The organism is Agrobacterium sp. GD03872 (genome assembly GCF_029840625.1).
In the GTDB taxonomy this organism is placed as follows: Bacteria; Pseudomonadota; Alphaproteobacteria; order Rhizobiales; family Rhizobiaceae; genus Agrobacterium; species Agrobacterium fabrum_A.
In genome coordinates this window covers 211276-231192 of sequence record NZ_JAOCCY010000005.1, presented here as the reverse complement: position 1 = coordinate 231192, position 19917 = coordinate 211276, and the positions used below count along the sequence as shown (strand labels likewise).

Below are 19917 nucleotides of genomic sequence, written 5' to 3'. Positions count from 1 at the left end.
GCCGCCGTTCTCAGCGGCCGAGCGTGGCGGCGATATCGGTGCGGATGATTTCAGCCAGTTCTCGAGCCGCACGGTTCTCGGCGTCGCGGGTCGCCCGGATCTTGGCGAATTCCTGCTGCGGCAGGTCCACCTGCGCGGTCACGCTGCGGCGTGCGGAGCGCAGGATCTGGCCATCGGAAACGCGCGTCAGCACATATTGACCGTTCATCACGACACGGCCGGGGTAGGGGCCATCGTAATTGTTGTTCGCGCGGGTCGTCAGGTCGTAATTCTGCACTTCCGTCGATGTGGCGCTCGAGCTCACGGAAACCTTGACGTTATATTGCGCCGTGGCGGGTTCGCCAGCGCCGCCGGACATCAGAAAGATCAACTGGTTGCGGACTTCCTGCCCAACCCTGCCGCCGGTCTCGGAGACGCTGACGGCCGCCAGTCTTTCCTTGGTTCCGGAAGCTTCCCCATAAAGCGGGCGCACCTGGCAGCCTGCCAGAAGACCGGCCATCGTCACGACGGAAATCGCTGCCGCGACGCGGCTCCATCTTGAAAAAACGTCAGACAACAATGTTCACAATCCTCTGCGGAACCACGATGACTTTCTTGGGCTCGCCACCGGCAAGAATCGATTTGACGGCATCCAGCGCAAGGGCGGCCGTGCGGACCGCATCTTGATCCGCATCGCGCGCGATTGTCAATTCACCGCGCTTCTTGCCGTTAACCTGCACGGGCATGACCACATCGTTTTCCTCGACCAGCGAAGCGACGAAGCTTGGCCACGGTGTCTGGGCCACAAGGCCCTCATTGCCCAGCGCCGACCAGCATTCTTCCGCCAGATGCGGCGTCATGGGGGCGATGATGCGGATGAGGATCTCGACGGCGTCGCGTGCCGCTGCCTTGACCTCTTCCGGCTTGCCGCCAGCGGCGACATCGGCGAGCGGACCGGCCAGCGCATTGACCAGTTCGTAGATGCGGGCGATGGCCTTGTTGAAGGCGAGCTTGTCCAGATCTTCCTGAACGGCCTTCAGCGTCTTGTGGGCCGTCTTGGAGGCCGCCAGCCCTTCGCCTTCGATTACCGGCTTCGGCTTAACGGTCTTCAGCTCTTCGGCAGCTTCGCAGATGATGCGCCAGACGCGCTGGACGAAACGGTTCGCGCCCTCAACACCCGATTCGGACCAGATGACATCACGATCCGGCGGGGAGTCCGACAACACGAAGAAGCGTGCGGTATCGGCGCCGTAGGATGCGATGATATCGTCAGGGTCGACCACGTTCTTCTTCGACTTCGACATTTTCTCGATGGAGCCGATCTTCACCTCTTCGCCGGACGAGAGCAGGAATGCCCGGCGCGTGCCGTCGTTTTCCTCGATCCTCAGCTCGGCAGGCGGCACCCATTCACGCGCCGTTCCTTCACCGCGGCTGTAGGTCTCGTGGACCACCATACCCTGGGTGAACAGGCCCTTGAAAGGTTCCTTGACGTCAACATGACCCGTCTCGCGCATCGCGCGGGTGAAAAAGCGCGAATAGAGCAGGTGCAGGATGGCATGCTCGATACCGCCAATATACTGATCCACCGGCAGCCAGCGATTGGCGACCTTCGGGTCGGTCGGCGCGTCTTCCCACGGCGCGGTGAAGCGCGTGTAATACCAGCTGGAATCGACGAATGTATCCATCGTATCCGTCTCGCGGCGTGCGTCATGGCCGCATTGCGGGCAGGCGACATGACGCCAGGTGGGGTGCCGGTCCAGCGGGTTGCCGGGCACGTCGAAGGTCACATCGTCGGGCAGCTTGACCGGCAGGTCCTTTTTCGGAACCGGCACGACGCCGCAGACTTCGCAATGGATGACCGGGATCGGGCAACCCCAATAACGCTGGCGGGAAATGCCCCAGTCGCGCAGGCGGAAATTGACCTTGCGCTCGGCCTGCGGCGTATTGCCCAGCGTCTGCGCGGAAAGCTTCTGCACGACCGCCTCGAAGGCGTCCGTTGTGTTCATACCGTTCAGGAAGCCGGAATTGATCATCACGCCGTCATCGGTATAGGCCGTGTCCTCGACGGTGAAGCTTTCCGCATCCGGGCCTTCGGGGGCGACGATGGCCACGACCGGCAGGCCGTATTTGCGGGCGAAATCCAGATCGCGCTGGTCACCCGATGGGCAGCCGAAGATTGCGCCGGTGCCATAATCCATCAGCACGAAGTTGGCGACGTAGACCGGCAGTTCCCAGCTGGGGTCCAGCGGATGCACGACCTTGACGCCGGTATCGATGCCTTTCTTTTCAGCCGTTTCGAGTGCTGCGAGCGAGGTGCCATGGCGACGGCATTCGTCGCAGAACTCGGCGATATCAGGGTTGTTCGCGGACAGTTCCCTGGCCAGCGGGTGGTCGGCGGCAATCGCCAGGAAGGAGGCGCCGAACAGGGTGTCCGGGCGTGTCGTGTAGACGGTAATGTCGGAGAAACCTTCCGGCGCCGTGTCGGCAACGGTCTGCCAGCGCAGCGACAGGCCTTCGGAGCGGCCGATCCAGTTCTTCTGCATCAGGCGCACTTTTTCCGGCCATTGGTCCAGCGTGTCCAGCTCGTCCAGCAGGTCCTGGCTGAAATCGGTGATGCGGAAGAACCATTGCGTCAGCTCGCGCTGTTCGACCAGCGCGCCGGAGCGCCAGCCGCGGCCGTCGATCACCTGCTCATTGGCGAGAACCGTATGGTCGACCGGGTCCCAGTTGACCTTGGACTGCTTGCGATAGACCAGACCCTTTTCCATGAAATCGACGAACAGCGCCTGCTGACGATGGTAATATTCCACGTCGCAGGTGGCGAATTCACGGGTCCAGTCCAGGGACAGGCCCATGGATTTCAGCTGGCCGCGCATGGTGGCGATGTTCTGGTAGGTCCAGTCCTTCGGGTGAACCTTGTTCTGCATGGCGGCGTTTTCGGCAGGCATGCCAAAGGCGTCCCAGCCCATCGGGTGCAGAACGTTGAAACCGCGGGCGCGCTTGTAGCGGGCGACCACGTCGCCCATGGCATAGTTGCGGACATGGCCCATATGGATGCGTCCCGACGGATAGGGAAACATCTCCAGAACGTAATATTTCTCACGCGGATCGCTGTTGTCGGTGACGAAAACCTTGTCTTCGTTCCATTTCTGCTGCCAGCGCGGCTCGGCGTCGCGAGGATTGTAACGTTCGATGGCCATTGTTTAGAATTCCGGGTATCGAGGGGAAAAATTTGCGCTGACCTTCACCATGAAACGACCGGGGCGTCAAGTTTGGCGGGGCATTCGGGCGTTCAATCTTGGCCAGCGTGCCTCAAATGGTGCTAAACCCGCTTGGCATCAAGGCAATCGGCGTCTAGTTAGCGTTGCGAATGGTTCAAATTGAGGTCTTGTGATGGAAATCGAAGCACGTCTTGAGGATGTCAGGCAGCGCATTGCCGATGTTGCGGAGAAATCCGGACGCAAGGCGGCGGACGTTGCCCTTGTCGCGGTCTCGAAGACCTTCGAGGCGGAGGCGATCCAGCCGGTCATCGATGCCGGCCAGCGGGTGTTCGGGGAGAACCGGGTGCAGGAAGCGCAGGGCAAGTGGCCAGCGCTGAAAGAGAAGACTGACGGCATAGAACTGCATCTGATCGGCCCGTTGCAATCCAACAAGGCGGCGGATGCGGTCGCGCTGTTCGATGTCGTGCAAAGTGTCGACCGGGAAAAGATTGCCCGGGCGCTTGCCGAGGAATGCGGCAAACAGGGCCGCAGCCTGCGTTTTTACGTTCAGGTCAATACCGGGCTTGAACCGCAGAAGGCGGGCATCGATCCGCGAGAAACCGTTGCTTTCGTTAAACTCTGCCGGGAGGAACTGAAGCTTCCGGTTGAGGGCCTGATGTGCATTCCGCCGGCGGATGAAAATCCCGGCCCGCATTTTGCGCTGCTGGCGAAGCTTGCCAGGGAGTGCGGTCTTGGGAAACTTTCCATGGGTATGTCGGGCGATTTCGAAACGGCCGTTGAATTCGGCGCCACCAGTGTGCGTGTGGGCTCGGCCATCTTCGGTACGCGATAAGGCCATAAACAAAAAACCCGGCGCTGAGGCCGGGTTTCAAGCATTCGAAAACGTTGATCAGTACTGATCGTCCTCGTCTTCGTCCTTCTGCGTCGACTTCAGCGAGGAGAGCTTCTTGAAGACTGCGTCGGCGTCGATCTGATCGTCTTCTTCACGCTGGAAGCTGTAATCGAGACCTTCCGTCGCCGTTGCCGGCTGCAGCGTGTTGTCGAGTTCTTCGGCTGTCGGCAGCGGGCGGCCACGCGAGGCGCGTTCGACTTCGAGGTCGAGATCGATCTGGCTGCAGAGGCCAAGCGTTACCGGGTCCATCGGCGTCAGGTTGGCCGAGTTCCAGTGGGTACGGTCGCGAATCTGCTCGATCGTCGACTTCGTGGTGCCAACGAGACGCGAAATCTGCGCATCCTTCAGTTCCGGGTGGTTGCGAACGAGCCAGAGAATGGCGTTCGGACGGTCCTGACGCTTGGAAACCGGGGTGTAACGCGGGCCGCGGCGCTTGGATTCCGGCACGCGGACCTTCGGCTCGGAGAGCTTCAGCTTATGGTTCGGATTGGCTTCGGCGCGGGCGATCTCGTCGCGGGAAAGCTGTCCCGTCGCGATCGGGTCGAGGCCCTTGATGCCCTGCGCGGCTTCACCGTCGGCAATCGCCTTGACTTCAAGCGGATGCAGTTTGCAGAACGTGGCGATCTGATCGAACGACAGCGCGGTGTTGTCAACCAGCCATACAGCCGTTGCCTTTGGCATGAGCAATTGTTGAGCCATAGATACAGTCCTTCTGTCCGTCCGCGCCGGTGTCGCGGGCGTGGTATCAACCACTGATTTCCGGGATATTGGCGCTCTATAACCGGATTGCATCATAATTGCAATTCTTTGCGAAACAAATGACCTTTGTCTAATTGCCGTGCGCATTTGAACTGCTATGAATTCACCACATGCCTGAGGTGGGAGTCTCGGGCCGCGTCAGAAGCCATATCGGTTCCAGGAGGAGTTCATGTCTGCCAAAATCTACCCGGTGCTCAAATCGGCGAAAGCCCGCACGCTCATCGACAATGAGCGTTACCAGAAATGGTATCAGGAGAGCGTCGAGGATCCGGAAAAGTTCTGGGACAAGCACGGCCGGCGGATCGACTGGTTCAAGCCCTATACCAAGGTCAAGAACACCTCCTTCAAGGGCAGGGTTCCGATCAAGTGGTTCGAGGATGGCCTGACCAACGTCTCCTATAACTGTATCGACAGGCACCTGAAGACGCATGGCGAACGCACGGCGATCATCTGGGAAGGCGACAATCCCTATATCGACAAGAAGATCACCTATAACCAGCTCTATGACTATGTCTGCCGTCTGGCAAACGTGCTGAAGAAGCACGGCGTCAAGAAGGGCGACCGTGTGACCATCTATATGCCGATGATACCCGAGGCGGCCTATGCCATGCTTGCCTGCGCCCGCATCGGCGCCATCCATTCCGTCGTGTTTGGCGGCTTCTCGCCGGAAGCGCTGGCGGGCCGTATCGTCGACTGCCAATCTACCTTCGTCATCACCTGCGATGAGGGCGTGCGCGGCGGCAAGCCGATCCCGCTCAAGGAAAATACCGACAAAGCGATCGATATCGCCGCCAAGCAATATGTCATCGTCAACAAGGTTCTGGTGGTGCGCCGCACCGGCGGCAAGACCGGCTGGGCGCCCGGCCGCGATATCTGGTACCATCAAGAAATCGCCACCGTGAAGCCGGATTGCCCACCGGTGAAGATGCGCGCGGAAGACCCGCTGTTCATCCTCTATACCTCCGGTTCCACCGGCAAACCGAAGGGTGTGCTGCATACGACCGGCGGTTACCTCGTTTATACCTCGATGACGCATGAATATGTCTTCGACTACAAGGACGGTGAGGTTTTCTGGTGTACGGCCGATGTCGGCTGGGTCACAGGCCATTCCTATATCGTCTACGGGCCGCTGGCGAACTGCGCGACGACGCTGATGTTCGAAGGCGTTCCCAACTTCCCGGATCAGGGCCGTTTCTGGGAAGTGATCGACAAGCACAAGGTCAATATCTTCTACACCGCGCCGACGGCGCTCCGATCACTGATGGGGGCGGGCGACCAGTTCGTCCAGCGCTCGTCGCGCTCCAGCATCCGTCTTCTCGGTACGGTGGGCGAGCCGATCAATCCGGAAGCCTGGGAGTGGTATTATCATGTGGTCGGCGAGGACAAGAGCCCGATCGTCGACACCTGGTGGCAGACGGAAACCGGCGGCATCCTCATCTCGCCGTTGCCGGGTGCGACCGATCTGAAGCCCGGTTCGGCGACAAGGCCCTTCTTCGGCGTGCAGCCGCAGCTGGTCGATGCCGAAGGTAATGTGCTGGAGGGGCCCGCTGACGGCAATCTCTGCATCATCGACAGCTGGCCGGGTCAGTCGCGTTCGGTCTATGGCGATCATCAGCGCTTCATCGACACGTATTTTTCGACCTACAAGGGCAAATATTTCACCGGCGATGGCTGCCGGCGTGACGAGGACGGCTATTACTGGATCACCGGCCGCGTCGATGACGTGCTGAACGTTTCCGGCCATCGCCTTGGTACGGCGGAGGTGGAATCGGCGCTGGTGTCGCATCACCTCGTTTCGGAAGCGGCGGTGGTCGGTTATCCGCATGCCATCAAGGGGCAGGGCATCTATTGTTATGTCACGCTGATGGCTGGCCAGAACGGTGATTACGCGTTGCGCGAGGAGCTGATAAAGCACGTGCGCAACGAGATCGGACCGGTTGCGACGCCCGACAAGATCCAGTTCGCGCCGGGCCTGCCCAAAACCCGTTCCGGCAAGATCATGCGACGCATCCTGCGCAAGATCGCCGAGGATGATTTTGGTGCGCTGGGGGATACATCAACGCTCGCCGATCCGGCTGTTGTCGAAGATCTCATCGCCAACCGGCAGAACCGCACGGCGTGATCATTTGGAAAGGCTGCTTCGGCAGCCTTTTTTCTGGTTTGAGTTTTCCGCAAATAAAAACACCCGGAGGCGGAACCTCCGGGTGTTTTTCGTTTCAGCTGGATGGGGCTTACTGGCCGCGGATCTTCTTCAGGTCCGCCAGAACGGCGTCGACGACGTCGGCGCCGATTTCAGCCTTGTGCTTTTCGTAAACGACCATCGACTTTTCGCGGATACGGGTCTGCTCTTCCGGAGACAGGGCGTTCACTTCGAGGCCGGCAGCCTTGATCTTTTCCAGCGACTTCTGGTTCAGGTCGCGGATGACCTTGCGCTCTTCGTCGCGGCCGACGACTGCGCATTCACGCAGGGCCGTCTGTTCTTCGGGTGTGTAGCTGTCGAAGATCGGCTTGGAGAAGAGGAAGAGGAACGGCGTGTAGGCGTGGTTCGTCTCGGTGATGTACTTCTGCACCTCGTAGAACTTGGAGGTGTCGATCGTCACATAGGGATTTTCCTGCGCGTCGATCGCATTGGTTTCAAGCGCCGAGAAGACTTCGCCGAAAGCCATCGGTGTTGCATTGGCGCCGAGGTTCTGGAAGGTGTCGAGGAAGATGTTGTTCTGCATCACGCGAACCTTGAGGCCGGAGAAGTCTTCCCACTTCGTAACGGCATGCTTGGAGTTCGACAGGTTGCGGAAGCCGTTTTCCCAGTAAGCCAGGTTCACAAGACCCTGCTCTTCCAGCTTCTTGTTCATCATGTCGCCGAAGGCGCCGTCCATGACGGCATCGGCTTCCTTGTCGTTGGCGAACAGGAACGGCAGGTCGAAAACGCCGAGCGAGGGGATGAGACCAACGAGCGGCGAGGACGACGTCACGACGGCTTCCTGAACGCCGGAACGCAGGGCCTGGGTTGCCTGAAGGTCACCACCGAGAGCGCCGCCCCAGAATGCCGTCAGCTTCAGCTTGCCGCCCGACTTGTCGTCGAGGCAGGCCTGCATGGCCTTGATGCCGTTGCCGACGGGGTGATCCTGGTTGATGCCGTTCGAAACACGGATGTTACGGCTGTTGAATTCGGCCATTGCCGGAGCTGCGGCGCCAACGGCGAAAGCGATGGCCGTGGTGGTCAGAAGAAGCTTTCTCATAATATCCTCCCTTGGATTGTGTTCGAGAAACAGGTTGCGGGTTAACGGAGATACTGCAGCGGTACGAGGACGATGTCCGGGAAAATCACCAGCAGTGCCAGCACGATGGTTTCGGCGACGAGGAACGGCCAGACGCCGATCGTGACCTTGCCGAGCGGGATGCGGCCGACGCCGCTGACGACGTTCAGCACGACGCCGACCGGAGGGGTAATCAGGCCGATGGCGTTGTTGATGATGAAGAGAACGCCGAAATAGACCGGGTCGATGCCAGCCTGCTTGATGATCGGCATCAGAACAGGCGTCAGGATCAGGATGGTCGGTGTCAGGTCGAGCGCGGTGCCGACGACGAAGACCAGCACCATGATGACGGCCATCAGGAGCATCGGACGGTCGATCAGCGGCTCGATATAGCCTGCGACTTCGTTCGGGATATTCGCTGCCGTGATGAGCCACGCGGAAACGAGTGCTGCGCAGACCAGGAACATGATGATCGAGGTGCTCTTGGCGGCGCGCAGGAGCACGTGGAACAGGTCCGCCGGCTTCAGTTCGCGATAGATTACCATGCCGACAAAAAGCGCGTAGGCAGCGGCGACGACGGCGGCTTCGGTCGGCGTCATGATGCCGGCCTTGATGCCGCCGAGGATGATGACGGGCATACCGAGCGCCCAGCCGGCGCGTGCCGTCGCCGTGATGCGCTCCCTGGCCGAGGTTTTGGGTAGAGGCTTGACGTTATCCTTGCGCACCACGATCAGCCAGGCGGTGATCAGCGAAATGCCCATCAGAATGCCGGGGACGATACCGGCCAGGAAAAGCTGGGTGATCGAGACGTTGGCGGCCACACCGAAGACGATGAAGGCCATCGACGGCGGAATGACCGGGGCGATGATGCCGCCTGCGGCGATAAGACCGCCCGAACGCGGAATATTATAGCCGGCCTTCGCCATCATCGGGATCAGGATTGCGGCAAGGGCTGCGGTATCGGCCGCAGCCGAACCGGAGATGCTGGCCATGATGATGGCGGCGACGATCGCCACGATGCCGAGACCGCCCCTGATGTGGCCGACCAGCGCGATCGCAAAGTCGATGATGCGGCGGGACAGGCCGCCGGAATTCATCAATTCACCGGCGAGGATGAAGAAGGGAATGGCGAGCAGCGTGAAGGTGTCCGCGCCCGAGATCATGTTCTGTGCGATGATCGCGGTATTGAACATGCCCATGTACCACATGAGCACGACGCCGCAGAACATCAGCGAGAAAGCGACCGGAACGCCAATCGCCATGGCTCCCAGGAGAGAGCCGACAAAAACGAAAAGTGTCATGGTATCAGCGCTCCGAAAGCTGTTCGATCGTCAGGTTCTCACCCGCGAACTGAGCGATTTCATCCTCTGTCACGCGGCCCGTGAGCTGGCGGTACAGGCGCTCCAGCGCGATGATGAACATCAGCCCGCCAGTGAACATGCCGATGCCGTAGACCCAGATCATCGAAAGCTTGGTGACGGGCGCATGCATGCTGGCGTTGATGCCTGATTGCTTCCAGGTCCCCCAGAAGAAGATGGCGGAACAGGCCAGGATGATGATGTTGGACACGATCATGCAGACGATGCGGGCGCGGCGCGACAGGAACATCACGAGCGTTTCGATGCCCATGTGGCTGTTCTCGCGGAATGTCAGCACGGCGCCGATGAAGGTCAGCCACACGAAGAAATAACGCGACAGTTCTTCAGAGATGTTGATGCCGGAATTCATCGTGTAACGCATGACGACGTTGACGAAGACCATGATCGACATGCCGGCGAGCAGCAGGACGAGAATGATTTCGAGAATCCGGTAAAAAAGATTGATGGTCTTTTGCATTTTCCCCTCCCGAAGAAATATCTAGAGCAGCCCTCGTTTCGCCAGGTTGCGCATAAGGGCCGCGGTGCCGAATGTCCATTCCGGGCATTCGTCGGTCGTGGTGACCCAGTTGATCAGCTTGCCGAGCTTGGGCGTGGAGATTTCGACACGGTCACCCTTTGAATGGGTGAAACCGAGGCCTGGGCCATGGCGGTCCTTCACCGGCGCGAACATCGTGCCAAGGAAAAAGACGGCGCCGTCAGGATATTGGTGGTTACGGTTCAAGAGCTGCGAAGCGAGGTTTTCCGGTGTACGGCTGATCGCTTCCATGGGACTGACGCCCGTCATGGTGAAGCCGTCTTCGCCTTCGACCAGAAGCGAAATCTGCGACTTCTTCACGTCTTCGATGGTGAAGTTGCCGTCGAACAGGCGGATGAAGGGGCCGATCGCGCAGGAGGCATTGTTATCCTTGGCCTTGCTGAGCAGCAGGGCGGAACGACCTTCGAAATCGCGCAGGTTGACGTCGTTGCCGAGCGTCGCGCCGATGATGCGGCCGTCGGAGGTAATGGCCAGCACCACTTCCGGCTCCGGGTTGTTCCACTGCGATTTCGGGTGAACGCCGATCAGTGCGCCGCAGCCGACCGAGGCCATGGCCTGCGCCTTGGAGAATATCTCCGCGTCAGGGCCAATACCCACTTCCAGATATTGCGACCAGAGACCCATTTCCTGGAGCAGTTTCTTCACTTCGGCGGCTTTTTCGGATCCGGCCTCAAGTCCCTTGAGGTTGTCGCCGAGAACCGGCGCCAGCCTTCCGCGAATTTCCTGCGCACGCAGCGGGTCGCCCTTGGCCTGCTCCTCGATCACGCGTTCCAGCATGCTGTCGGCGAAGGTGACGCCTGCGGCCTTGACAGCCTGAATATCGTTGGGGGCCAGAAGCTCACCGGCGGAGCCATCGAGGAAGGCATCGAGGGCGCCGAGCGCCACGAATGTGCCGGTATCGGCAAGCCGTTCCACCAGATCCGCCTTTTCCAGAAGCTCCGACATGGTGGGTGCAATGGAGGTGAGGTCATAGAGCACGCCATCCTTGAGCAGGACCGGGCAGGGACCGCCTTCGCTTTTCGACCAGACACGGCCGACCAGCAGGGCGTTTTCATAATCTTCAGGCAAAATTGCAGTAGCGTCGATAGACGTTGCGCCGGTCATGTATGTCCTCCCCTTCAGCCTCCGACAGGCCGCCTCCTGCGGTCTTATTGTCTGGATGTCTGACAACCTAATCCTATCCTTCTTAGTATGACTTTTGCTATGAGTCTAGCGGCCTTGCCGACAAAATTATCGTCTTTCGCGTCTCAATCCCCGGAAAGCCGTAAACCTGTCCTATAGCTTTGCCGGCTGCGCCTATTCGCCGCCTAGAAGATATCCAGTTCGAGATTGACCCGACTTGCTGCGCCGATCAGGTGCTTGCGCATGGCGTTCTTGGCGGCGGTTGCATCGGCCTTCTCGACCGCCTCGTAGATAGCGACATGTTCGGCGATCGTCACCTCGAGAATTTCCCCGAAAACGGCGCGCGAGAAGGCGATGTTGATGGCGGAGCTGATGCGTTCGGCAATGAAGCCGAGGAACATCAGGAAATATTCGTTCTCGGTCGCTTCCGCCAGAATGCGGTGAAAGTCGAGATCGGCGGCGACGCCCTCCGTCGACCAATCATCGGCGGTTTTCATCTTTTCCAGCGCTGCCGCCAGCCGCGCCAGCTGCTGCGGGCTGCGGTGCAGTGCCGCCAGCCCCGCTGCCTCGATTTCCAGCGGCATGCGAAGCTGGAAGAGATCGCGGAAATTTTCCGGGTCGTTCAGGCGGGATCGCTCGATGCGGATGGATAGTCTCTGCCGGGGATCGGTGACGAATGCGCCGACGCCCTGGCGTGTTTCGACGAAACCCTCGTTGCGCAATTGCGCGATCGCCTCGCGAATGACAGAGCGGCTGACGCCGAAGGTTTTCGCCAGAACATGTTCCGTCGGCAGCCTGTCGCCCGGCCCGAGTTTCGAATCATTGATCTCGCGGGCGATCTCCGCGGCGATCCGGCCGGGAAGATGGTCGTTGCGATGTATCTGATTGAACTCCAGCGTCATGGTTGCTCCCGTGCCATAGAAACGATTGGTTCGTTTTTTCCCGCGGCAGCGACTTCCTCCTTCGCCGCCAGCGGGGTTTTCAAAGGCGATGTCTGCGGCCGCCTTTGCCATTTCTCGATTAGCTATCCGGTTGCAGGCTTATCTGGCAACCGGGATTCATCCGCAGATCGGGATCGAAGGCGTTTTTCAGGCCTGCGATCATCCGGCGCTGCACATCAGATAGCCGGCTCTCGAAATCGGAGCGCTTCAGGCGGCCGATGCCGTGTTCGGCGCTGATGCTGCCGACGTAACGGTCGAGGACCTCGTTGACGAGTGTCTTCGATTTGTAGATGAACGCCTCGCGCTCTTCAGGGGTTGCGCCATTCGGCGGCAGCACGTTGAGGTGGACATTGCCGTCTCCCACATGGCCGTAGGACACTGCGAGGCATTCCGGCAGCTTTTCCGAAAGTTCTGCCTCGGCCTCGGCCACGAAAGCCGCGAGTTTGGAGAGCGGCACGGAAATATCGGTGCGCATGTGGCTGCCGCGCAGCGCCTGGCCCTCGTTCATACCCTCACGGAACAGCCAGAGTGATTGCGCCTGCGCACGTGAGGAGGCGATGACACCATCCAGCACCAGGCCGTCTTCCATGACGCCCTCGAGGAAGCGCCCCATCAGGTCGGCCGTGTCCACCAGGCCCGAGCCTGATATTTCCATCAGCACATAGGCCGGATAATCGCCGGCAATTGGCATTTTCAGGTCCGGAATTGCTTCGATCGCCAGAGTGAAGGCGACCGGCGGCATGAATTCGAAGGCAGACATCAAGTCGCAGCATTCGCGGCGGGCGCGGCGATAAAGCTTGATGGCATCGTCAAGCGAATTGAGGCCAAGCAGCGCCGTTTCGATGTGTTCTGGATTGGGGTAAAGTTTGACGGCAACGGCGGTGATGATGCCGAGCGTTCCTTCCGCGCCGATGAAAAGCTGCTTCAGATCGATGCCGCGATTGTCCTTGCGTAACGTTGAAAGCCCGTTCCAGATGGTGCCGTCAGGCAATACCACTTCGAGACCCAGCACCAGTTCGCGGGTCATGCCGTAACGCAGGACATTGATGCCGCCGGCATTGGTGGAGACGTTGCCGCCGATGCGGCAGCTGCCCTGTGCGCCAAGCGACAGCGGGAAGAACATGCCCTTGTCCTGAACCGCATCCTTGAATTCCGAGAGAATGCAGCCGGCTTCCACGATGGCGGAAAAATCGTCGTCGTCTATGGTGCGGATGGCGTTCATGCGTTCCAGGCTCAGCACGACCTGATGTTTGGGGGCATCGGGAATACCGCCGAGTACCAGTCCGGTATTGCCGCCCTGGGGAATGATGGCAAGGCCGAGTTCAGCGCAGGCGCGCACCGTGTCGGAGACTTCCTTGGTCGAACGGGGGCGAATAACGGCCACGGCGGAACTGGTGACGTCGCCATGCCAGTCGCGGCAATAACGCAGCATGTCTTCCTGCGATGTCAGCAGCAGAGCCTCGCCCAGCCTGTTTTTCAGCGAGAACCGCAATTCCTCGATATCGTGTTCGCTCACGATCGTCATTCCACCCTCTCCGTCCAATCCGCCCAAAAGTGCCCGGGCAAGGTCTTTTGCCCTTGCTTTTACCGGTTTGTGAAAAAATACTATTTTCAATCCGATCATATAAGGTTATCAGACAACCTTACAAGCTAATTTATCGGTCGACTGGCCGATGAGGTTTTTTCGGTCTCGGGAGAATGACCGGGACAAAGAGGAGGAAGACATGCATATCGCAATCATCGGCGCCGCAGGCATGGTTGGCCGCAAGCTGACGCAGCGTCTCGTCAAGGACGGTGCGCTCGGCGGCAAGCCGGTCGAGAAATTCACGCTGATCGACGTGTTTCAGCCCGAAGCGCCTGCCGGTTTTTCCGGTGCCGTCGATGCGCGGGCGGCAGATCTGTCCGCGCCGGGCGAAGCCGAAAAGCTGGTGGACGCCCGTCCGGATGTCATCTTCCATCTTGCCGCCATCGTCTCCGGTGAAGCGGAACTCGATTTCGACAAGGGCTACCGCATCAATCTCGACGGCACACGTTATCTCTTCGACGCCATCCGCATCGCCAACGGCAAGGATGGTTACAAGCCGCGCGTGGTCTTCACTTCGTCTATCGCCGTCTTCGGTGCGCCGCTTCCCTACCCGATCCCCGATGAATTCCACACCACGCCTTTGACCAGCTACGGCACGCAGAAGGCGATCTGCGAATTGCTGCTGTCCGATTACAGCCGTCGCGGTTTCTTTGACGGTATCGGCATTCGTCTGCCGACCATCTGCATCCGTCCCGGCAAACCGAATGCGGCTGCCTCCGGCTTCTTCTCCAATATCCTGCGCGAGCCGCTGGTCGGTCAGGAAGCGGTTCTGCCGGTGCCGGAAAGTATTCGCCACTGGCATGCCTCGCCGCGTTCCGCTGTCGGTTTCCTCATCCATGGCGCAACGATTGACGTCGATAAGGTCGGCCCGCGCCGCAACCTGTCGATGCCGGGCCTCAGCGCCACCGTCGGCGAGCAGATCGAAGCGCTGCGCAAGGTCGCTGGCGAAAAGGCTGTCGCCCTCATTCGCCGCGAGCCGAACGAGATGATCATGCGCATGTGCGAAGGCTGGGCGCCCGGTTTCGAAGCCAGGCGCGCCCGGGAGCTGGGTTTCACGGCTGAAGGCTCCTTCGAAGAAATCATTCAGGTTCACATCGAGGACGAACTGGGAGGTTCACTGAAATGAGGATCAGTGGGGAGGAGAAGAAGCGGTCGGTCGCCTTTATCGGCACCGGCCTGATGGGCGGGCCGATGGCCCGGCGTCTGCTGGGCGCCGGTTTTCCGGTTACGGTCTGGAACCGTAGCGTCGATAAGGCCGAGGCGCTGGTTGCCGACGGCGCCGTTCTGGCGGCATCTCCTGCGGAGGCCGCAAAAGGCGCCGATATCGTCATCACCATGCTGAGCGACGGCAAGGCCGTGGGCGAGGTGCTGTTTGAGGCCGGCGTGGCCGAAGCGCTGAAAAAGGGTTCTGTTGTCATCGACAGCAGCTCGATTGCGCCGCCGATTGCGTGGGAACATTCCTCCCGGCTTGAGGCGCTTGGCATCCATCACGTCGACGCGCCGGTTTCCGGTGGGGTGCCGGGCGCGACGGCCGGTACGCTTGCGATCATGGCGGGCGGCGACGAGGCGCTGATTTCGGGTCTTGCGGATGTCTTTGCGCCGATGGGCAGGCTCACTTTTGTCGGCCCCTCGGGTGCGGGCCAGCTCTGCAAGCTCGCCAACCAGCAGATCGTCGCCATCACCATCGGCGCGGTTGCCGAGGCGATGATGCTGGTGGAAGCGGGCGGCGCATCGCGTGAAGGGTTCCGCAACGCCATTCGCGGCGGTTTTGCCGAAAGCCGGATTCTGGAACTGCATGGCGAGCGCATGGTGAAGCGCAATTTCGTGCCGGGCGGTCCGTCCAAGTTCCAGCTCAAGGATCTGAATGGCGTGCTGGCGACGGCAAAGGACCTGTCTCTCAACCTGCCGCTGACCCAGCAGGTGACGCGGGAATTCGACGACTTCGTCGGTGACGGCGGAGCCGATATCGATCATAGCGGCATCCTGCTCTATCTTGAAAAACTCAATAACCGGGAACAGGGCTGAGGCGGCTCATGAGCGACGACAAGACACCGATGCGCCGCCTGCGGTCCCAGGACTGGTTCGACAACCCTGACCATCTCGATATGACGGCGCTCTATCTCGAGCGCTTCATGAATTATGGCGTGACGCCGGAAGAGCTGCGTTCCGGCAAGCCGGTCATCGGCATCGCCCAGAGCGGCAGCGACCTCACGCCCTGCAACCGCGTCCATGTGGAACTGGTCAAGCGGGTGCGTGACGGCATCCGCGATGCCGGCGGTATCCCCATCGAGTTTCCGACCCATCCGATGTTCGAAAACTGCAAGCGCCCGACAGCGGCGCTTGATCGCAATCTCGCCTATCTCAGCCTCGTGGAAGTGCTTTACGGCTATCCGCTCGACGGCGTCGTTCTGACCACGGGCTGCGACAAGACCACGCCGTCGGCGCTGATGGCGGCAAGCACGGTCGATATTCCGGCCATCGTGCTCTCCGGCGGACCGATGCTCGATGGATATCACGACGGCGATCTGGTTGGTTCCGGTACGGTCATCTGGCGCATGCGCCGTAAATATGGCGCCGGTGAAATTACCCGCGAGGAGTTCCTTCAGGCAGCGCTCGAATCCGCGCCTTCGGTCGGCCATTGCAACACCATGGGCACGGCCTCGACCATGAACGCGATGGCGGAAGCGCTCGGCATGTCGCTCACGGGCTGCGGCGCGATCCCGGCCGCTTACCGCGAACGCGGCCAGATGGCCTATCGCACAGGCCGCCGCGCCGTTGAACTGGTTGTCGAGAACATCAAGCCTTCCGACATCATGACGCGTGAGGCATTTCTGAACGCGATCCGCGTCAATTCGGCGATCGGCGGCTCCACCAATGCCCAGCCGCATCTGGCGGCGATGGCGAAACATGCCGGCGTCGAGCTTCGCGAAGAGGACTGGCAGGTTCACGGCTACGACATTCCGCTGCTGGCCAACATCCAGCCGGCCGGCAAATGGCTGGGTGAGAAATACCACCGCGCCGGTGGCACACCGGCTATCATGTGGGAGCTTCTCAAGGCGGGCAAGCTCGATGGACGCTGTCCGACCGTGACTGGCAAAACCATGGCGGAAAATCTTGAAGGCCGTGAATCGACCGACCGCGATGTGATCCTGCCCTATGACAAGCCGCTCAAGGAACGCGCCGGCTTCCTCGTCCTCAAGGGCAATCTCTTCGATTTCGCGATCATGAAAACGAGCGTGATCTCCGCGGAATTCCGCCAGCGTTATCTGAGCGAGCCGGGTCGAGAGGGTATTTTCGAGGGCAAATGTGTGGTGTTCGATGGTTCGGAAGACTATCACGCCCGCATCAACGATCCGTCGCTCGAGATCGACGAGCGTACCATCCTCGTCATTCGCGGCGCGGGGCCGCTCGGCTGGCCGGGTTCGGCTGAGGTCGTCAATATGCAGCCGCCGGACGCGCTTCTGAAAAAAGGCATCACCAGCCTGCCGACGATCGGCGACGGCCGTCAGTCCGGAACGGCGGACAGCCCGTCGATTCTCAATGCTTCGCCGGAAAGTGCGGCCGGCGGCGGGCTCGCATGGCTTCGCACCGGTGATGTGATTCGCATCGACTTCAACAAGGGCGAATGCAACGCGCTGGTCGCGGATGCGGAGCTTACGGCCCGCAGGGCAGATGGTATTCCCGCCGTGCCTGTGGACGCGACGCCGTGGCAGCGCATCTATCGCCAATCCGTCACCCAGCTTTCGGATGGCGCGGTTCTCGAGGGGGCGGCGGATTTCCGCCGGATTGCCGAGAAGATGCCCCGGCACAATCACTGACCGAACATGACGGAAAATCCCCGGCCCAGACCGGGGATTTTTCTTGTTGAGGCGGTTTCGCATTTCATTGCGACCTCCTAATGTAGCCGCGAATCCGCATCACATCCGCATTACCCCCGGGGCAGGACATGACAGATATTTCGATGATCGAGGCGGCGCGCGAGCGCATTGGCAACCATGCGGTCCGGACACCGCTCCTGTCGTCACATTTTCTGGATGAGATAGCCGGGCGAAAGCTGTTCGTGAAGGCGGAGTGCCTGCAAAGGACGGGTTCCTTCAAGTTTCGCGGCGGCTGGTCGGCGGTATCGGGCCTGCCGGCGGCGGTGCGTGCAAAGGGCGTGATCGCCTTTTCCTCCGGCAACCATGCGCAGGGTGTGGCGCTTGCCGCCCGCCTGCACGGCGTTCCTGCCGTCATCATCATGCCGTCCGATGCGCCGAAGATCAAAATCGACAATACCCGCGCCTATGGCGCAGAGGTTGTGCTTTATGATCGGGCGAATGAGGACCGCGACGCCATAGGCGACCGGCTGTCGCGCGAGCGTGGGCTGACGCTGATCCGGCCCTATGACGAACCGCTGGTCATTGCCGGGCAGGGGACGGTGGGGCTGGAGATTGCCGAACAGGGCGCGGAACTGGGTATCGGCGCGGCCGAGGTTCTGGTGCCCTGCGGCGGCGGCGGCCTTACATCCGGCATCTCCCTTGCGCTTGCGGCGAAAGCACCGAATTACAAGGTCAGGACTTCAGAACCGGAGCGGTTCGACGATGTGGCGCGCTCCCTTGCCTCGGGTAAGATCGAGCGTAACGCCACGGCCTCGGGTTCGATCTGCGACGCGATCGTCACGCCGCAACCGGGTAACATTACTTTCCCGATCATGGCGGGGCTGTGTGGAGAAGGTATCGCCGTGACCGAGGAGGAAGCGTTGCGAGCCATGGTTCTTGCCTTCAACCGGCTGAAGGTCGTTGTCGAACCCGGCGGTGCGGTGGCCCTGGCTGCAGCCCTGTTTCACGGCGATGAGCTTGAGAGCGAAACGGTGATCGCGGTCGCTTCGGGCGGTAATGTCGATCTTGGCATCATGGCCGATGCGCTGGCCCGTTTCGGCTGAAATCAGGCCTCGAGCCGTACCGCAACCTCGCTGGCGATTGCCAGTGAGGCGGTCAGGCCGGGGCTTTCTATGCCGAAAAGATTGACGAGGCCGGAAAGCTCGTGTTCTTCCCGCCCATCGATACGGAAATCCATGGCCGGCTCGTCGGGCCCTGAAATCTTCGGGCGTATGCCGGAATAGGCTGGAACCAGTGCGTCTTCCGGCAGGCCCGGCCAATAACGCCGTATCGCGTCACCGAAACCGTCCATACGCCGGGGGTCGACGGCGTAATCGATGGCCTCCACCCATTCGATATCCGGTCCGAAACGGGCCTGACCGGCGAGATCGAGCGTGAGATGCACGCCGAGGCCGTGGGTGTGCGGTGCGGGGTAGATCAGCCGCGAAAAGGGCGATTTGCCCGCCAGCGAAAAATAACTGCCCTTGGCAAAACGCGCCTGCGGGATTGCATGTGCCGGCAATCCTTCAATGTTTCTTGCGACCATGGGTGCGACGAGGCCGGCGGAATTGATGAGCAGCCGGCATGTCAGGCTCATCGGGTCCCTGCCGCCGGTGTGTACCCGGAAACCGGTGCCTGCCGCTTCTGCTCTTTCGAACGGTGTATTGAGTGCAAGCGCTGCGCCATGGTCTTCGGCCTCGCCGAGCAGAGCGAGCATGTAACCATGACTGTCGATGATGCCGGTCGAAGGTGAGAGCAGGGCCGCCCGACAAGCGAGTGCAGGCTCAAGCAACCGCGCCTGTTGTTCATCGATCAGTTCCAGATCGTCGCAGCCGTTCGCCACGCCTTTCTCACGGAGCGCCGCCAAAAGCGTCGTCTCTTCATCATTTTCGGCCACAATGAGTTTGCCGCAGCGGCGGTGCGAAACACCGTGACTCTGACAGAAGGCATAAAGCCGGGTCTTGCCCTCGACGCACAGCCGGGCCTTGAGGCTTCCGACCGGATAATAGAGACCGGCGTGAATGACCTCGCTGTTGCGGGAGGAGGTGGCCGAGCCGAATTCCTTCTCCCTTTCAAGTATGATGACGGAGAGACCGCGCATCGCCAGCTCGCGCGCCGCCGCCAGCCCGATCGCTCCGGCTCCGATGATGATGGCGTCGATATCCGTCATGGTCTCTTCCGTGCCCGCAACTGGTTTTGAACGGGAATGCCCTTCGCCGCGTTGATCCCGGGCAATGGGTAGATTGATGCTTGCCCGCAGGCAAGTCGCGATCCGTATTTTTCCCGATGCGCCGATCTTATGGAATTTTATCTCTACTGAAACAGTGGGGAATAAAGCTATTCTCTAGGGGAGATGAGCAATGCCCGCTTTGAAGGGCCGAGCAGGAAGG

General features: G+C 60.5%; 16 protein-coding genes. 6 read left to right on the top strand and 10 right to left on the bottom strand.

All coding sequences use genetic code 11. The features are described from left to right. Nucleotides 1–10 precede the first annotated feature (10 nt). Both lptE and leuS read right to left on the bottom strand, forming a co-directional pair. The gene (lptE, locus tag N5D22_RS14915) at nucleotides 11–556 is read right to left on the bottom strand and encodes an LPS assembly lipoprotein LptE (RefSeq protein WP_279656562.1); all 546 of its coding nucleotides are present in this window, start codon (nucleotides 554–556) and stop codon (nucleotides 11–13) included. Beyond that, complete coding sequence (leuS, locus tag N5D22_RS14910) at nucleotides 549–3179, bottom strand: leucine--tRNA ligase (protein WP_279656563.1); 2631 nt, start codon at nucleotides 3177–3179, stop codon at nucleotides 549–551. The genes lptE and leuS overlap by 8 nt, the downstream gene beginning before the upstream one ends. A 193-nt stretch (nucleotides 3180–3372) precedes the next feature. Between leuS and N5D22_RS14905 the strand changes: the two genes are divergently transcribed. Next, nucleotides 3373–4032 (top strand): YggS family pyridoxal phosphate-dependent enzyme, encoded by a 660-nt coding sequence (locus tag N5D22_RS14905; protein ID WP_279656564.1) that lies wholly within the window; start codon nucleotides 3373–3375, stop codon nucleotides 4030–4032. Between the two features lie 57 nt (nucleotides 4033–4089). On the opposite strand, the gene N5D22_RS14900 is transcribed toward N5D22_RS14905, so the two are convergent. Further along, nucleotides 4090–4791 (bottom strand): DUF1013 domain-containing protein, encoded by a 702-nt coding sequence (locus N5D22_RS14900; RefSeq protein ID WP_279656565.1) that lies wholly within the window; start codon nucleotides 4789–4791, stop codon nucleotides 4090–4092. A 229-nt stretch (nucleotides 4792–5020) separates the two neighbouring features. On the opposite strand from N5D22_RS14900, the gene acs reads away from it, so the two are divergent. After that, on the top strand, nucleotides 5021–6973 hold the full coding sequence (gene acs / locus N5D22_RS14895) for an acetate--CoA ligase (protein ID WP_279656566.1): 1953 nt from the start codon (nucleotides 5021–5023) through the stop codon (nucleotides 6971–6973). A gap of 109 nt (nucleotides 6974–7082) precedes the next feature. On the opposite strand, the gene N5D22_RS14890 is transcribed toward acs, so the two are convergent. From N5D22_RS14890 to N5D22_RS14865, 6 genes are all read right to left on the bottom strand, one after another. Continuing rightward, entirely contained in the window at nucleotides 7083–8090 is a 1008-nt protein-coding gene (locus N5D22_RS14890; RefSeq protein WP_279656567.1) for a TRAP transporter substrate-binding protein, read from the bottom strand. Between the two features lie 41 nt (nucleotides 8091–8131). After that, a complete protein-coding gene (locus N5D22_RS14885; protein WP_279656568.1) occupies nucleotides 8132–9409 on the bottom strand; it encodes a TRAP transporter large permease subunit in 1278 nt (425 codons plus the stop codon). A 4-nt stretch (nucleotides 9410–9413) separates the two neighbouring features. Then, nucleotides 9414–9944, bottom strand: coding sequence for a TRAP transporter small permease (locus tag N5D22_RS14880; RefSeq protein ID WP_279656569.1), 531 nt, complete (start codon nucleotides 9942–9944; stop codon nucleotides 9414–9416). 21 nt (nucleotides 9945–9965) lie between these two features. After that, nucleotides 9966–11126, bottom strand: a complete 1161-nt coding sequence (locus N5D22_RS14875) for a fumarylacetoacetate hydrolase family protein (RefSeq protein ID WP_279656570.1) — start codon at nucleotides 11124–11126, stop codon at nucleotides 9966–9968. Nucleotides 11127–11329: 203 nt separating this feature from the next. Then, the gene (locus N5D22_RS14870; protein ID WP_279656571.1) at nucleotides 11330–12046 is read right to left on the bottom strand and encodes a FadR/GntR family transcriptional regulator; all 717 of its coding nucleotides are present in this window, start codon (nucleotides 12044–12046) and stop codon (nucleotides 11330–11332) included. A gap of 118 nt (nucleotides 12047–12164) precedes the next feature. Beyond that, complete coding sequence (locus N5D22_RS14865) at nucleotides 12165–13610, bottom strand: FAD-binding oxidoreductase (protein ID WP_279656572.1); 1446 nt, start codon at nucleotides 13608–13610, stop codon at nucleotides 12165–12167. Nucleotides 13611–13809: 199 nt separating this feature from the next. Here N5D22_RS14865 and denD point away from each other — a divergent pair, with 199 nt between their 5' ends. The 4 genes from denD to N5D22_RS14845 all read left to right on the top strand — a co-directional run bounded on the left by denD (nucleotide 13810) and on the right by N5D22_RS14845 (nucleotide 18591). Further along, nucleotides 13810–14796 carry a D-erythronate dehydrogenase gene (gene denD / locus N5D22_RS14860; RefSeq protein WP_279656573.1) on the top strand — a complete coding sequence of 329 codons (987 nt, stop codon included), beginning with the start codon at nucleotides 13810–13812 and terminating at the stop codon, nucleotides 14794–14796. Further along, entirely contained in the window at nucleotides 14793–15695 is a 903-nt protein-coding gene (locus N5D22_RS14855; protein WP_279656574.1) for an NAD(P)-dependent oxidoreductase, read from the top strand. The genes denD and N5D22_RS14855 overlap by 4 nt, the downstream gene beginning before the upstream one ends. Before the next feature lie 8 nt (nucleotides 15696–15703). Beyond that, on the top strand, nucleotides 15704–17488 hold the full coding sequence (locus N5D22_RS14850) for a dihydroxy-acid dehydratase family protein (RefSeq protein ID WP_279656575.1): 1785 nt from the start codon (nucleotides 15704–15706) through the stop codon (nucleotides 17486–17488). A gap of 128 nt (nucleotides 17489–17616) precedes the next feature. Beyond that, nucleotides 17617–18591, top strand: a complete 975-nt coding sequence (locus N5D22_RS14845) for a threonine/serine dehydratase (RefSeq protein ID WP_279656576.1) — start codon at nucleotides 17617–17619, stop codon at nucleotides 18589–18591. Between the two features lie 2 nt (nucleotides 18592–18593). Here the strand turns inward: N5D22_RS14845 and N5D22_RS14840 are convergent, their stop codons facing one another. Next, nucleotides 18594–19697 (bottom strand): NAD(P)/FAD-dependent oxidoreductase, encoded by a 1104-nt coding sequence (locus N5D22_RS14840; protein ID WP_279656577.1) that lies wholly within the window; start codon nucleotides 19695–19697, stop codon nucleotides 18594–18596. Nucleotides 19698–19917 lie beyond the last annotated feature (220 nt).

Coding starts and splice junctions, on each gene's coding strand:
- leuS (WP_279656563.1), bottom strand. CDS start 3,179: ATGGCCATCGAACGTTACAATCCTCGCGACGCCGAGCCGCGCTGGCAG.
- N5D22_RS14905 (WP_279656564.1), top strand. CDS start 3,373: ATGGAAATCGAAGCACGTCTTGAGGATGTCAGGCAGCGCATTGCCGAT.
- N5D22_RS14900 (WP_279656565.1), bottom strand. CDS start 4,791: ATGGCTCAACAATTGCTCATGCCAAAGGCAACGGCTGTATGGCTGGTT.
- acs (WP_279656566.1), top strand. CDS start 5,021: ATGTCTGCCAAAATCTACCCGGTGCTCAAATCGGCGAAAGCCCGCACG.
- N5D22_RS14890 (WP_279656567.1), bottom strand. CDS start 8,090: ATGAGAAAGCTTCTTCTGACCACCACGGCCATCGCTTTCGCCGTTGGC.
- N5D22_RS14885 (WP_279656568.1), bottom strand. CDS start 9,409: ATGACACTTTTCGTTTTTGTCGGCTCTCTCCTGGGAGCCATGGCGATT.
- N5D22_RS14880 (WP_279656569.1), bottom strand. CDS start 9,944: ATGCAAAAGACCATCAATCTTTTTTACCGGATTCTCGAAATCATTCTC.
- N5D22_RS14875 (WP_279656570.1), bottom strand. CDS start 11,126: ATGACCGGCGCAACGTCTATCGACGCTACTGCAATTTTGCCTGAAGAT.
- N5D22_RS14870 (WP_279656571.1), bottom strand. CDS start 12,046: ATGACGCTGGAGTTCAATCAGATACATCGCAACGACCATCTTCCCGGC.
- N5D22_RS14865 (WP_279656572.1), bottom strand. CDS start 13,610: ATGACGATCGTGAGCGAACACGATATCGAGGAATTGCGGTTCTCGCTG.
- denD (WP_279656573.1), top strand. CDS start 13,810: ATGCATATCGCAATCATCGGCGCCGCAGGCATGGTTGGCCGCAAGCTG.
- N5D22_RS14855 (WP_279656574.1), top strand. CDS start 14,793: ATGAGGATCAGTGGGGAGGAGAAGAAGCGGTCGGTCGCCTTTATCGGC.
- N5D22_RS14850 (WP_279656575.1), top strand. CDS start 15,704: ATGAGCGACGACAAGACACCGATGCGCCGCCTGCGGTCCCAGGACTGG.
- N5D22_RS14845 (WP_279656576.1), top strand. CDS start 17,617: ATGACAGATATTTCGATGATCGAGGCGGCGCGCGAGCGCATTGGCAAC.
- N5D22_RS14840 (WP_279656577.1), bottom strand. CDS start 19,697: ATGACGGATATCGACGCCATCATCATCGGAGCCGGAGCGATCGGGCTG.